12 protein-coding genes are annotated in these 12,632 nt (G+C 68.7%); 6 read left to right on the top strand and 6 right to left on the bottom strand.

Going from position 1 to position 12,632, the window contains the following annotated elements; all coding sequences use genetic code 11:
* Positions 1-129 precede the first annotated feature (129 nt).
* The gene (locus ACTG4X_RS02025) at positions 130-1,101 is read left to right on the top strand and encodes an esterase/lipase family protein (protein ID WP_373559400.1); all 972 of its coding nucleotides are present in this window, start codon (positions 130-132) and stop codon (positions 1,099-1,101) included.
* A 7-nt stretch (positions 1,102-1,108) separates the two neighbouring features.
* The gene (locus ACTG4X_RS02020; protein ID WP_097197438.1) at positions 1,109-2,038 is read left to right on the top strand and encodes a lipase secretion chaperone; all 930 of its coding nucleotides are present in this window, start codon (positions 1,109-1,111) and stop codon (positions 2,036-2,038) included.
* Here the strand turns inward: ACTG4X_RS02020 and ACTG4X_RS02015 are convergent.
* Positions 2,028-2,471, bottom strand: a complete 444-nt coding sequence (locus ACTG4X_RS02015) for a PACE efflux transporter (RefSeq protein ID WP_097197439.1) — start codon at positions 2,469-2,471, stop codon at positions 2,028-2,030. The genes ACTG4X_RS02020 and ACTG4X_RS02015 overlap by 11 nt on opposite strands.
* Positions 2,472-2,572: 101 nt before the next feature.
* On the opposite strand from ACTG4X_RS02015, the gene ACTG4X_RS02010 reads away from it, so the two are divergent.
* The 3 genes from ACTG4X_RS02010 to ACTG4X_RS02000 all read left to right on the top strand — a co-directional run bounded on the left by ACTG4X_RS02010 (position 2,573) and on the right by ACTG4X_RS02000 (position 5,310).
* On the top strand, positions 2,573-3,505 hold the full coding sequence (locus tag ACTG4X_RS02010) for a LysR family transcriptional regulator (RefSeq protein WP_097197440.1): 933 nt from the start codon (positions 2,573-2,575) through the stop codon (positions 3,503-3,505).
* A gap of 33 nt (positions 3,506-3,538) precedes the next feature.
* Positions 3,539-4,159 (top strand): TetR/AcrR family transcriptional regulator, encoded by a 621-nt coding sequence (locus ACTG4X_RS02005; RefSeq protein ID WP_097197441.1) that lies wholly within the window; start codon positions 3,539-3,541, stop codon positions 4,157-4,159.
* A 116-nt stretch (positions 4,160-4,275) separates the two neighbouring features.
* Positions 4,276-5,310 carry an NADP-dependent oxidoreductase gene (locus tag ACTG4X_RS02000; RefSeq protein WP_097197442.1) on the top strand — a complete coding sequence of 345 codons (1,035 nt, stop codon included), beginning with the start codon at positions 4,276-4,278 and terminating at the stop codon, positions 5,308-5,310.
* Positions 5,311-5,321: 11 nt separating this feature from the next.
* Here ACTG4X_RS02000 and ACTG4X_RS01995 read toward each other — a convergent pair whose 3' ends face one another.
* Together ACTG4X_RS01995 and ACTG4X_RS01990 are read right to left on the bottom strand one after the other, a co-directional pair.
* Positions 5,322-6,065, bottom strand: a complete 744-nt coding sequence (locus tag ACTG4X_RS01995; protein WP_440533137.1) for an SH3 domain-containing protein — start codon at positions 6,063-6,065, stop codon at positions 5,322-5,324.
* 78 nt (positions 6,066-6,143) lie between these two features.
* The gene (locus ACTG4X_RS01990) at positions 6,144-7,196 is read right to left on the bottom strand and encodes a homocysteine S-methyltransferase family protein (protein ID WP_093059252.1); all 1,053 of its coding nucleotides are present in this window, start codon (positions 7,194-7,196) and stop codon (positions 6,144-6,146) included.
* Positions 7,197-7,309: 113 nt separating this feature from the next.
* Between ACTG4X_RS01990 and ACTG4X_RS01985 the strand changes: the two genes are divergently transcribed.
* Complete coding sequence (locus ACTG4X_RS01985; protein WP_440533136.1) at positions 7,310-9,169, top strand: DUF1963 domain-containing protein; 1,860 nt, start codon at positions 7,310-7,312, stop codon at positions 9,167-9,169.
* 12 nt (positions 9,170-9,181) lie between these two features.
* Here ACTG4X_RS01985 and hutG read toward each other — a convergent pair whose 3' ends face one another.
* Genes hutG through hutI form a run of 3 tightly spaced genes read right to left on the bottom strand, consistent with a single transcriptional unit; the run spans position 9,182 to position 12,619 of the window.
* Positions 9,182-10,006 carry an N-formylglutamate deformylase gene (gene hutG, locus ACTG4X_RS01980; protein WP_440533135.1) on the bottom strand — a complete coding sequence of 275 codons (825 nt, stop codon included), beginning with the start codon at positions 10,004-10,006 and terminating at the stop codon, positions 9,182-9,184.
* A gap of 7 nt (positions 10,007-10,013) precedes the next feature.
* Positions 10,014-11,396: a formimidoylglutamate deiminase gene (locus ACTG4X_RS01975; protein WP_440533134.1), complete on the bottom strand. Its 1,383-nt coding sequence runs from the start codon at positions 11,394-11,396 to the stop codon at positions 10,014-10,016.
* Positions 11,393-12,619, bottom strand: coding sequence for an imidazolonepropionase (hutI, locus tag ACTG4X_RS01970; RefSeq protein WP_440533133.1), 1,227 nt, complete (start codon positions 12,617-12,619; stop codon positions 11,393-11,395). The genes ACTG4X_RS01975 and hutI overlap by 4 nt, the downstream gene beginning before the upstream one ends.
* Between the last annotated feature and the right edge of the window lie 13 nt (positions 12,620-12,632).

Genomic DNA, 12,632 nt, shown 5'->3' with positions numbered 1-12,632 from the left:
TCATGAAAGGGTAAGTCCGAATCGATAGCGAATCCCTGATTTCGCAGAATGAAAAGAGCACGCTCGTTCTTTTTTGTGTGCATCCCCAAAACCGATCCAACCCAATTGCAGGGAGTTCCGATGATTCGACTGAAGACGATTCTGGCTTCGACGGGCAGGAAAAGCGGTACGGCGCGGCGCTCTGCCGGCGCGCTGCTGATGTGCGGCGTGCTGGCCTTGGCGCCCCTGATGCAGACGGCCCAGGCAGCCACGAGCAAGGCCGCGCAGACGGCCTACCCGATCGTGCTGGTGCACGGCATGCTGGGCTTCGACACCATCGCGGGCATCGACTACTGGTACGGCATTCCCGGCGAGCTTCGCGCCCAGGGCGCCAAGGTCTTCGTCGCCGAAGTGGCGGCCACCAACAGCAGCGAAGTGCGCGGCGAGCAGCTGCTCAAGCAGGTCAAGGACGTGCTGGCGCTCACCGGCGCGAGCAAGGTCAACCTGATCGGCCATTCGCACGGCGGGCCCACGGCGCGCTATGTCTCGGGCGTGGCGCCGGAGCTTGTGGCCTCCGTCACGACGGTTGGCAGCCCCCACAAGGGCAGCAAGGTGGCCGACGTGCTCGGCGACACGCTGCCGGCCGGCAGCCTCAGCCGGACCGTGGTGGTGAGTGCGGTCAATGCGTTTTCCAGCCTGCTCGGCATTCTCTCGGGCAACAACACGCCCCAGAACGGGCTGGGCGCGCTCGATTCGCTGAACACCGTGGGCTCGGCGAAGTTCAACGCCAAGTTCCCCGACGGCGTGCCCACCACGGCCTGCGGCAACGGGGCCGAGCTGGTCAACGGCGTGCGGTACTTCTCCTGGTCGGGCACCCAGCCGCTGACCAACGTGTTCGACGCCTCCGACTACCCGCTGTCGCTGCTGAGCGCGGTCCACGGCGAAGCCAACGACGGGCTGGCATCGGCCTGCAGTTCGCATCTGGGCACCTACCTCGGCAGCTACCGGCAGAACCATCTGGACGAAGTCAATCAGCTGCTCGGGTTGCGCGACCTGTTCTCGGTGAGCCCGGTGACGCTGTACGTCAACCAGGCGGCGAAGCTGAAGCAGCTCGGCCTCTGAGGAGTCGATGTCCCCGAAGCTCCTGCGTCCGCTGGCGGCGGTCGCGGTGGTGGTGGCCGCAGGCGTGGCGTGGTGGCAGCTCAGCGCGCCTGAAGCGCCTGCGGTCGCCGCGTCTTCGATGCCGCCGGCCACCAACCCCGCGGCGGCGGAAGCATCCGCCGTCGCGTTGCGCAACAACAGCCACGCCCCCGACCCACTGCTGACACCCGACCTGCTGCGCATCTTCGAGCAGATGCTGAACGACAGCCAGGCCAGGGACAAGGAAGGCCTGATGGCCGAGATGCGCGCCAAGATCGACAAGTACCTGCCGCCGGAATGGAGGGTGCGCGGGCTGGGCCTGCTGGAGCGCTACATCGACTATCGCAACGCGCTAGAGGCGCTGCCGGCGGCCAGCATCGGCGACCCTGCCGGGCTGCGCAGGATCCTCGATGCGCGCGCGGGCATCCGGGCACGCTACTTCGCGCCGGAAGAGGTCGAGGGCCTGTTCGGCGCCGAGGAGAAGTTCGACCGCTTCAGCGTCGAGAAGCTGGAAATCGAGCGCAACAAGGATCTGACGCCCGAGCAGAAGCGCGAAGCGCTGGCGCAGACCGAGAAGAACTGGCTTACGCCCGAGCAGCTAGCCGACCGGGCTGCCACCACGGCGCAACTCGGCGTCGCCGAGCAGACCGCCGCGCTGGAAGCACGCGGTGCGAGCCCCCAGGAGCGCTTTGCCGAGCGCTCCCAGCAGTACGGCCACGAGGCAGCGCAGCGGCTGGCCACGCTCGACCAGCAGGAGCAAGACTGGCAAAGCCGCCTCTCGCGCTATGCCGCGGCCGACGAGGCCACGCGGGCGCAGTTGCAGGCCCAGCTCTTCACGCCGCAGGAGGCGCTGCGGCTTCAGGCCGCGCTGGAAGTCCGCGCCGCCAACGACAGGAAGAAAGCGCCCTCTACGCCGTGACCACCGTGTTGTTCGCCGCCGCAGAAGCCGGCAGGCCGAACACCCGGTCGAAGGCCCAGTTGAAGACGAAGGTGTAGACCAGGAAGAAGATCACCAGCCCCAGGTCCATCACCAGTGCCTGCCAGAGCGACACGCCCAGGCCCCAGGCGAACATCGGCACCAGGAAGGCAACCAGCCCGCCCTCGAAGCCGATGGCGTGGGCGATGCGGCGGCGCAGGCTGCGTCCGCGCACGACCTGGCGCGACTCCCAGCGCTCGAACAGCGAATTGAAGACCAGGTTCCAGATCACCGCGACGACCGAGGCGGCCACCGCCAGCACGCCCGAATGGCCGAGGCCGGCGTCCGTCATCAATGCCAGCCCGGCGCTGGCGGCGACGATGGCGATGCCCTCATAAAGGCTGATGTAGACGATGCGACGTTGAATGCCTTGCATGACTCTTCTCTTGGTTTCGTTACTGCGATGACTGGACTTTATGTGTCATCCGCTGATATAAAAAGTTAACTTGTTTCAGTTTTATTGATAGGTCGGGTGCCATGGCTTTTTCCAGCGACAACGTCGAAGTCTTCCTGGCCGTGATCGACCACGGCTCCTTCTCGGCCGCCGCCCGGGCGTTGCACAGGGTGCCGTCGGCCGTGAGCATGGCCATCGCCAACCTCGAGGCCGAGCTCGACCTGCCGTTGTTCGACCGCAGCGGCCGCGAGCCCCAGCCCACCGCCGCCGCGCGCTCGCTGGAGCCGCAGGCGCGGCTGCTGGCGGCCCAGCTCAGGCAACTGCAGGTGCAGGCGCTGGCGCTGACCCAGGGGCTGGAAGACCGGCTCACGCTGGCCATTGCGCCCGAGCTGCTGGCCGCGCGCTGGAGCGGTCCGCTGGCCGAGCTGGCGCGGGAGCATCCGCTGCTGCAGGTCGAGGTGCTGGCGGCCCCGCAGGCCGACGCACTGGCGCTGCTGCACAGCGGGCGGGCGCAACTGGCGTTGGTGTTCGAGCGCCCGAGCCTCGACGGGCGCGAAGGCTTCCAGGAAGTCGGCAGCGACCTGATGGTGGCGGTCATCGCGCCGGACCACCCCGTTCTCGCGGCCAACGGCGGCCGGCTGCGCGAGGACCACCTGACGAACACCCGGCAGATCGTCGTGGCCGGGCGCGACCTGACCACCAGCGACCCGCGCTTCGTGTTCGCGCGCCATGTCTGGCGCACCGACAACGCACTGGCCGCGCTGAGCCTGATCACCGCCGGGCTGGGCTGGGGCTGGCTGCAGCGCAACTTCGCAAAGCCGCATGTGGCGGCGGGCGCGCTGATCGAGATTCCGTTCGAGAACCTCAGCAACGGGCTGGACCTGTGGGTGGACGTGGTGTGGTCACGTGAGCGCCCACTCGGCCTGGGAGCCCAGCGCTTCGTGAAGCTGATAGCCAAGGACCGGGCAGCCGCCGGTGCGTGCAGCCCCAAGACCGGCGGCGATCAAGGCGACTAGACGACTGGTCTAATAGTCGCTAGAGTGCGGGCCATGAACGCGATCGCCCCCACTCCCGACGTCCGCCAGCACATCCTCGACGTGGCCCATCCGCTGTTGCTGCAAAGGGGCTTCACAGGGGTCGGACTGGCCGAGGTGCTGACGGCGGCGAAGGTGCCGAAGGGCTCGTTCTATCACTACTTCGGCTCCAAGGAGGCCTTCGGCGAGGCCGTGCTGGAAGCCTATTTCACCGAATACCTGGGGCGTACCGACGCGTTATTGACCGAGACACCGGGCACGGCCGCGCAACGGCTGATCGGCTACTTCGACGACTGGCTCGATTCGCAGACCGGCGACGATGCGCAGAGCCGCTGCCTCGTGGTCAAGCTCGGCGCGGAGGTCTGCGACCTGTCCGAGAGCATGCGCGCGGCGCTGGCGCGAGGCACCCGCGGCATCACCGACCGGCTGGCGCGCTGCATCGAAGCCGGCCGGGCCGACGGCTCGTTGCAGGCCGCGCCGCAAGCAAAGGAACAGGACGCGCAGGGAATCGCCGTCGCGCTCTACCAGCGATGGCTCGGCGCCAGCCTGCTGGCCAAGATCACCCGAGACCGCGCCTCGCTGGACATGGCCATGCGCGACACCCGGCAGCTGCTGGGCCTGTCTCCGGACACCTGAAAAAGCCTGGAGCGGGAGGCATACGCGCTCCCGCTTTTTTTCGGCCGTGCACTAGACGACTGGTCTATTCGCCTCCGCAGATCCGCATCCCCAACCATTACAGGAGCCACCAGCCCATGCCTCAAAGCGACACCCTCAACCGCCGCATCGTCCTCGCTGCACGCCCGCGCGGCCTGCCGACACCGGGCGACTTCCGCCTCGAAGAAACCGCCGTCCCCACGCCCGGCGAAGGACAGGTGCTGCTGCGCACCCTGCACCTGTCGCTCGACCCGTACATGCGCCAGTTGATGGATGAGATCGCGCCGGTCTACGCGGCCTCGGTGCCACTGGGCGAGCCTATGCCGGGCGGCACGGTCAACCGCGTCGCCGCCTCCAAGCACCCGCAGTTCCGCCCCGGCGATCTCGTGCTCGGCAACGCAGGCTGGCAGGACTACGCGCTGTCCGACGGCCAGGACCTGCTCCCGCTCGGCGAGATGGCGCAGCCTTCGCTGGCGCTGGGCGGGCTCGGCATGCCTGCCTTCACCGCCTACGTCGGCCTGCTCGACATCGGCCAGCCGAAACCGGGCGACACCGTTGTCGTGGCCGCGGCGACCGGCGCGGTCGGCTCGGTGGTCGGGCAGATCGCCAAGCTCAAGGGCGCGCGCGTGGTCGGCATCGCGGGCGGTGCGGACAAGTGCCGCTACGCGGTCGAAACACTGGGCTTCGACGCCTGCCTCGACCGCCATGACCCGGAGTTCGCATCGCGCCTCGCGACCGCGTGCCCCAAGGGCATCGACGTCTACTTCGAGAACGTCGGCGGCGCAGTGTTCGACGCGGTGCTGCCGCTGCTCAACATCGGCGCGCGCGTGCCGGTGTGCGGGCACATCGCCGACTACAACAACGAGAAGCTGCCGTCCGGCCCGAACCGGCTGCCGCTGCTGATGGCGGCGCTGCTGCAGAAGCGCATCCGCATGCAGGGCTTCGTCATCCTCGACCACTACGGCGACCGCTTCGACGCCTTCCGGCGCGAGATGGGCGAATGGGTCGATGCGGGCCGCGTGACGCTGCGCGAGGACCGGGTCGACGGGCTGGATAACGCGCCAGCTGCGCTCATCGGCCTGCTGGAGGGGCGCAACTTCGGCAAGCGCGTGGTGCACGTCGCCGAGGGCTGACGCACGCGCCTTCAGGGCCGGTGGCCACCTCCATGGCCGCCACCATGTCCGCCACCATGTCCGCCGCCGTGTCCGCCACCGCCATGCGGGCGTTCGCCGCCGCCCCCACCAGGCCTCGGCCGGCCGCCGGGGTGTGGATGTGCCACGCCGGGCGGAGGCCCGGGACGAAAGCCCGGCTGCGGCCGCGGCGGCCTGATGCCGGGATCGTGCGGCGGGCGGAATCCAGGCCCGGGTGGTGGGCGGAACCCGGGCCCTGGCGGCCGGAAACCCGGCCCCGGCCGCCACGGGTGCGGCTGCCATCCCGGCCTCACCGGCGGCGGTGGACGCCAGCCCGCCATGGGTGGCGGAGGCGGCCGGCCGCCCCACCAGCGCCGGTCGCCGTACCATGGCCGGTCGCGGTAGTAGTCGGCCCAGTAGCTGCCGATCGCGAAGCCGATGATCGGCACGCCGATCACCGCGCCGTAGGTGGCCAGCGGCACGCGCTGCTCCTGATATGCGTAGTCGAGGTTGCGCGACCAGACCCAGCCGCGCCCGCCGTCGGGCAGCACCACGTCGCACCAGCCATAGCCGCTGGTGCAGCCGACCACGTCGAGCGGCTGGCCCGGCCCGAGCCGCGCCACCAACGGATAGTCGCCCGAAGGGCCGGCGCGCATGTTGACCGCGCCACGCGTGAAGGCCTGTTGCGCCGCGGCCGCGAGCGGAAGCAGCAGTGCCAGGGCGCCGATGCCGATCCAGCGCGGAACGAGTGTGTTCATGGGTAGGCTCCTTGCGCCCCAGCGTAGGCCGGGGGCAAAGAGCCTGTCAATCGGCCGCGGGCGCGACCGGAGTGGTGCTTACGCGGCTTCCTTGTAGAAGCCCGCGTTGTTGCTGCCCAGCACGCGGCCTGCCACTGGCGCCACAGCCTTGCCGATGGCCGCGATGTGGTCCGGCGTGGTGCCGCAGCAGCCACCCACGATGTTCACCAGCCCCTCGGCCGCGAACTCGTGCAGCAGCCGCGAGGTCACGTCGGGCGTCTCGTCGAAGCCCGTGTCGCTCATCGGATTGGGCAGGCCCGCGTTCGGGTAGCAGCTGATGAAGGTGTCGCCGGCCACACGCGCCAGCTCCTGGATGTACGGGCGCATCAGCGCCGCGCCCAGCGCGCAGTTCAAGCCAATGGCCAGCGGCTGCGCATGGCGCACGCTGTGCCAGAAGGCGGTGACGGTCTGGCCGCTGAGGATGCGGCCCGAGGCGTCGGTCACCGTGCCGCTGATGATGAGCGGCAGGCGCTGGCCGCTGTTGTCGAAATACTCGTCGACCGCGAACAGTGCGGCCTTGGCGTTGAGCGTGTCGAAGATGGTCTCGACCAGGATCACGTCGGCGCCGCCTTCGACCAGCGCTTCGGTCTGCTCGTAGTAGGCCGCGCGCAGTTCCTCGAAGTTGACGTTGCGCGCGCCCGGGTCGTTCACGTCGGGGCTGATGCTCGCCGTCTTGGGCGTCGGGCCAAGCGCGCCGGCCACGAAGCGCGGCTTGTCGGGCGTGCTGAACTTGTCGCAGGCCGCGCGCGCCAGCTTGGCGGATTCGAGATTCATCTCGCGCGCGAGGTGAGCCATCTTGTAGTCCTCCTGCGCGATGGTGGTCGCGCCGAAGGTGTTGGTCTCGATCAGGTCGGCGCCGGCCGCGAGGTAGCTCTCGTGGATGTCGCGGATCACGTCGGGCCGGGTGAGCGACAGCAGCTCGTTGTTGCCCTTGATGTCGCGATCGAAGTCCTTGAAGCGCTCGCCGCGGTACTGCTCCTCGGTGAGCTTGAAGCGCTGGATCATCGTGCCCATGGCGCCGTCGAGGATGGCGATGCGCTTGGCGAGGATGCCGGCCAGGGCCTGGCCGCGGGTGTAGACAAGGGGCTTCATAAGCTCCGATTGTAGAAACCAGCCCATCGCCCCGCTTTGCCCCGGGACTTGGCCTTGTCCATGCCTTGCCGGTCTGGCAAGGTTGGACGCAGGCACCCGACGCTTTCATCTCCATGCAAGAAGACATCTTCCAGGTCGGCGACGCGCACTTCGCGTTCACCGCGCAATCCTCGGCCAGCTTCGTCGACGGGGGCATGCAGTTCCAGCTGCACACGGCCCCGGTCGCGTTCGATGCGGCGCTGCATGCACCCGCCTTCCAGCCCGACGACGTGGACAACCCCTCGCAGGGCACGATCGCGCCGCAGTTCGGCACTTACGGCGCGTTCTTCTTCCACGACAAGACCGGCGAGCCGCTACGCATCGTGCAGATGCCGCAAAACCAGCCGGCCACCTTCGACTTTCACCTGTACGAGCGCGGCTTCGCGCTCGACAGCTTCCACGGCACGGTGACGCTGACGCCTTCGTCGGTCGAGCTGCGCGGCACGATGCGTTCGCGCTACGACGACAGCAAGAGCGTTCCCATCCACGTCCGCAAGGCTTTCGAGCCGGGTGAAGTGACATTGCGGCCGCACACGTACACCAGCCTCGAGGAGGCTGCCGAGGTGCCGCCCGAACGGGTGCGGCGGCTGCTGATCCGGCAACCGTGGCAAGGCGACACACCGAAGATCGAGATCTTCCCGCCCGAGATCCTGCGCTTCAGGAACCTCGAGTTCCTGTCGCTGCAGTTCATGTCGCCGGCGCACGCGCCCTTCACAGCCTTGCCGGACGAATTCTGTTCGCTCTCGTCGCTGAAGGAGCTGTTCGTGCGCGGCTCGGCCATCGAGCACCTGCCCGAGAACTTCGGTGCGCTCGAGCAGCTGGAAGCGCTGTTCCTGCAGTACGGCAAGCTGCGCGACCTGCCCGACAGCATCGGCCGCCTCTCGCGGCTGCAACGGCTGGTGCTGCCCGGCAACGCACTCACCACGCTGCCCGAATGCGTCGGCCACCTGCCGGCGCTGACCTTGCTGAACGTCGAGAAGAATCCCTTCGTGTCGCTGCCGGTGTCGCTGAAGAAAATCAAGAAGGTCACGCTCGAGAACAAGCTCAAGGCGCTGTATCTCGACATCCGCTATCGCCCGGAGATCGACGTAGCGGTGGCGCCCGAAAGCTTCCTGGCGCGCGGCAGCGCGGAACACGCCGCGATCCTGGAAGCCGCCTGCGCCCGGCACAAGCTCAAGCGCTACCTGCCCGCGCTGCTGCGCCTGGCCCGCAACACCGTGCGCTACCGCACCACCGAGCCGGAAGACTATGCGCAGAAGGGCAACACGCGCTTCGGCGGCGCCCCCGACCTTCCGCCGGACATCGAATTTCCCCGTGCGGAAGACGGCACGCACTGGCGCTTCTATGCGCAACTGCGCCTGGCCGACGTGGCCGGGTTGCAGCCCTGGCTACCGCGCGACGGCATGCTCTACTTTTTCGGCGAGGACCAGGAGGAGCTGCAGAAGCACCGGGTGATCCACTCGACCGCCGCCGCCTCGTCGCTGCAGACCTACGTCTACCCGGACGACGCCACGTTCGAGAACGGCGACGCGTTCCCCGGCTTCACGGCCGTTGCCACTGCCACCGTGTCGGTGCCGAGCCTCTACAACGCGCGCGACCGCCTGACCGGCCGCGACGCGGTGCTGCTGAACATCGAGGACGACGACAAGCTGCAGAAGGCCTACTGGGCGCTGCAGGAAGAGCTTTCGGGCAAGAGCGAGGGCTGCCACCTCGTCAACGCACACGTGTTCACGCAGCACGAATCGCCCGAGGAGCAGGCATCGGCCGAGCGCGGCGGCCTGCCTGGCGAATGGATCAACCTGCTGATGCTCGAGTCGGACAACCGGCCCGGCTTCTGCTTCTGGGATGCGGGCACGCTGAGCTTCAGCATCCACATGAAGGACCTGGCGCTCAGCGATTTCTCCAGGACTTTCGCGAGCCTGGAAAGCAGTTGAGCCTGCGGCCGCTCAGCGCGCCGCGCGCGATTCGGCGAACGCCAGCACCGCCTCGATCATGCGCCGCACATGCGGCTGCACGCCCGCCGCCACCTCGGGCAGATAGTCGAAGGGCAAGGCCTCCTGCATGTAGCTGCTCTGCGTCATCTCCAGCTGCACCGCGTGCACGTTCTGCGCAGGGTTGCCGTAGTTGCGCGTGATGTAGCCACCGGTGAAGCGGCCGTTGAGCACTCCCGTGTAGCCGGTGGCGCCTTCGGCGATGCTCAGCAGCGTCTGCGCCAGCGCCGGGTCGCAGCTGATGCCCTTGCCGGTGCCCAGGTTCAGGTCGGGCAGCTTGCCTTCGAAGAAACGCGGCAGCACCGAGCGGATGGAGTGCGCGTCCCACAGCGCGGCCACGCCATGCTGCGCTCGGATGCGCGCGAGTTCTTCGGCCAGCTTCGCGTGATAGGGCTGCCAGATGGCATCGCGGCGCTCGGCGGTTTCCGCATCGCCCGGCAGGTCGCCGGGGTTGGCATACACCGGCGTGTCGTCGAAGGTGTCGACCGGGCACAGGCCGGTGACGCTCTGTCCCGGGTAAAGGCTCGCGCCGTCCGGCGGACGGTTCAGGTCGATCACGTAGCGCGAGTGCGTGGCCACGAGCACCGAGGCACCGAGTTCGTCGGCGAAGTCGTAGAGCCGTTCGAGGTGCCAGTCGGTGTCGGGCACATGGCGCGCTTCCTCCGTGAGGCGGGCAGCCAGCGCGGGCGGCACGTGCGTGCCGACGTGCGGCATCGAGATCAGCAGCGGGCGCGTGCCCTGGCGGAAGCGGAATGGCGGTTCGGCGGTGGTGAAGGCCATGGTGGGGTCAATCCTTGAGTAGTTGGGTGCGCGCGGCCACGAAGGCGGCCGCGGCTTCGTCGTGCAGCGCATGGCGGCCGGCCGATACGCGCGCGCGGCCCGCCACCCAGACGGTGTCGACGGCCGAGGTGCGATGGCTCGCGAAGACGTGGGCCGAGAGCATATCGGGCGCAAGCAGGCCCTGCAGCGCGAGGTGCGAGGCGTCGAGCACGGCGAAGTCGGCCTGCTGCCCCGCTGCAAGCCCACCGACGGCGCGGGCCGATGCCTGCGCACCGCCCTGCACCGCCTCGAGTGTGAGCGCGGTCGCTACATGCGGCTGCGCCGCGCTCGCGCCGACGTTGCGCTGGCGCTTGGCCAGACGCTGGCTGTACTCGAGCATCAACAGCTCTTCGGCGGCGTTCACGCTCGCGTGGCTGTCCGAGCCCACGCCCCATGCGCCGCCGTGGCTGCGCCATTTGGCGAAGTCGAAGATGCCGTCGCCGAGGTTGGCTTCGGTCGTCGGGCACAGGCCCGCGACAGCGCCGCTCTGGGCCGCGTATTCGTACTCGGCGTCATTCATGTGCGTGGCGTGCACGAGGCACCAGCGCGCATCGACCGGCGCGTGATCGAGCAGCCACTCGACCGGACGCAGTCCACTCCAGGCCACGCAGTCGTCCACTTCCTTCGTCTGCTCGGCAATGTGGATGTGGATGGGCGCGGTGCGGTCGATGGCTTCGAGCCCCGCGATCGCATCGCGCAAGCCTTCGGGCGGCACTGCGCGCAGCGAATGCGGTGCGAGGCCGAGGCGTGCGCCCTGCGCATCGCAAACCGGCTTGAGCGCTTCGAGCAAGCGCAGCATCGAATCGGTCGAGCGGATGAAGCGGCGCTGCCCGTCGGTGGGCGGCAGGTCGCCGAAGCCCCCGGTCTGGTAGAGCACCGGCAGCAGCGTGAAGCCGATGCCGGCTTTCTTCGCCGCGCGCAGCAGGGCGAGGCTCAGCGTCGCGTCGTCGGCATACGGACGGCCGTCCACGTCGTGATGCACGTACTGGAACTCGCACACGCTGGTGTAGCCCGCTTCGAGCATCTCGGCATAGAGCCAGGTGGCGATGGCTTCCATGTGCTGCGGGCCGAGGCGCGCGGCAAAGCGGTACATCAGCGTGCGCCAGCTCCAGAAGCTGTCCTGCTGCTCGGCACGGTGTTCGGTAAGGCCGGCAAAGGCGCGCTGGAAGGCGTGCGAATGCAGGTTGGGCATGCCGGGGATCACGGGGCCGTTGGCGGCTTGCGTGCCGGCAGGCCGTTGCGCACCTGCTTGCACCTGCGTGAGCTGGCCCGCGTCGTTCCACGTCAGCAGGACGTTTCTGGCCCAGCCTTCGGGCAACAGCGCATCGGCTGCAAAAAGCGTTTGTGTCATTCCTTGGCTCCGATGGCGATGCGGCCCTGCCGCACCACCGCGCGCACGGGCTGCTGGCCGAACCAGTAGGCGAGTTCGGCGGCTTCGCGCACGTTCCACAGCACGAAGTTGGCGGGCATGCCTGGCGCGATGGCGCCGTGTGTGTCCTGCAGGCCCAGCGCGCGCGCGGCATGCACAGTGACGCCGTCGAGCGCCTCGGGCACGGTGAGGCGGAACAGCGTGCAGGCCATGTTCACCATCAGCAGCAGGCTCAGTGCCGGCGAGGTGCCGGGGTTGTGGTCGGTGGACACCGCCATCGGCACGCCCGCAGCGCGCAGCGCGGCGATGGGCGGCAGGTGCGTGTCGCGCAGCGTGTAGTACGCGCCGGGCAGCAGCACGGCCACCGTGCCCGACTTGCGCATCGCCTCAATGCCTTCGGCCGACAGGTGTTCGATGTGGTCGCACGAGAGCGCCCCATAGCGCGCGGCCAGTGCCGCGCCGCCCATGTCCGACAACTGCTCGGCATGCAGCTTCACCGGCAGGCCCAGCGCCTGTGCGGCCTTGAAGACCTGCTCGGTTTCCTCGAGCGAGAAGGCGATGCGTTCGCAGAACACGTCGACCGCATCGACCAGCCCTTCGGCGGCCAGCGCGGGCAGCATCTCGTTGCAGACGAGGTCGATGTAGTCGCCGCTGCGGTCTGCGTATTCGGGCGGCAGCGCGTGCGCGCCGAGGAAGGTGGTGCGCACCGTCACGCCATAGGCGTCGCCCAGGCGCCGCGCCACGCGCAGTTGCTTGCGCTCGTGTTCCAGCGAAAGGCCGTAGCCCGACTTGATCTCGATGGCGCACACGCCGTCGGCCAGCAACTGTTCGAGCCGCGACGCGGCCTGCGCGAAGAGCGTGTCTTCATCGGCCTCGCGCGTGGCGCGCACCGACGAGACGATGCCGCCGCCAGCCTTCGCCACTTCTTCGTACGTAGCGCCCGCAAGCCGCATTGCGAATTCGTTGGCGCGCCGGCCGCCGTAGACGAGGTGGGTGTGGCAATCGACCAGGCCCGGCGTGACGAGCGCGCCGCCGCCGTCGTGCAGCGCAAGGCCCGCGAACCCTGCCGGCAGTGCGCTGCGCGCGCCGACCCAGCGGATCGCGCCCTGCTCCACCACGATGGCAGCTTCCGCCCCGGCATCGGTAGCGAGGCGTAGACCGGTCCAGAGGCCGTCGGCCGAAGGGAATTCGTTGGCGGGTTTCATCGTCTTTCCTGTC

This window comes from Variovorax sp. YR566 (genome assembly GCF_051992195.1).
GTDB lineage: Bacteria > Pseudomonadota > Gammaproteobacteria > Burkholderiales > Burkholderiaceae_C > Variovorax.
The sequence above is the reverse complement of the archived record's forward strand: the minus strand, read 5'-3'. Positions and strand labels throughout refer to the sequence as shown.

Excerpts from the sequence above, each read along its gene's own strand:
- hutG (WP_440533135.1), bottom strand. The coding sequence starts at position 10,006 with ATGGCCTTCACCACCGCCGAACCGCCATTCCGCTTCCGCCAGGGCACG.
- ACTG4X_RS02015 (WP_097197439.1), bottom strand. The coding sequence starts at position 2,471 with ATGCAAGGCATTCAACGTCGCATCGTCTACATCAGCCTTTATGAGGGC.
- ACTG4X_RS01975 (WP_440533134.1), bottom strand. The coding sequence starts at position 11,396 with ATGACACAAACGCTTTTTGCAGCCGATGCGCTGTTGCCCGAAGGCTGG.
- ACTG4X_RS01990 (WP_093059252.1), bottom strand. The coding sequence starts at position 7,196 with ATGAAGCCCCTTGTCTACACCCGCGGCCAGGCCCTGGCCGGCATCCTC.
- ACTG4X_RS01995 (WP_440533137.1), bottom strand. The coding sequence starts at position 6,065 with ATGAACACACTCGTTCCGCGCTGGATCGGCATCGGCGCCCTGGCACTG.
- ACTG4X_RS02000 (WP_097197442.1), top strand. The coding sequence starts at position 4,276 with ATGCCTCAAAGCGACACCCTCAACCGCCGCATCGTCCTCGCTGCACGC.
- ACTG4X_RS02010 (WP_097197440.1), top strand. The coding sequence starts at position 2,573 with ATGGCTTTTTCCAGCGACAACGTCGAAGTCTTCCTGGCCGTGATCGAC.
- hutI (WP_440533133.1), bottom strand. The coding sequence starts at position 12,619 with ATGAAACCCGCCAACGAATTCCCTTCGGCCGACGGCCTCTGGACCGGT.
- ACTG4X_RS01985 (WP_440533136.1), top strand. The coding sequence starts at position 7,310 with ATGCAAGAAGACATCTTCCAGGTCGGCGACGCGCACTTCGCGTTCACC.
- ACTG4X_RS02020 (WP_097197438.1), top strand. The coding sequence starts at position 1,109 with ATGTCCCCGAAGCTCCTGCGTCCGCTGGCGGCGGTCGCGGTGGTGGTG.
- ACTG4X_RS02005 (WP_097197441.1), top strand. The coding sequence starts at position 3,539 with ATGAACGCGATCGCCCCCACTCCCGACGTCCGCCAGCACATCCTCGAC.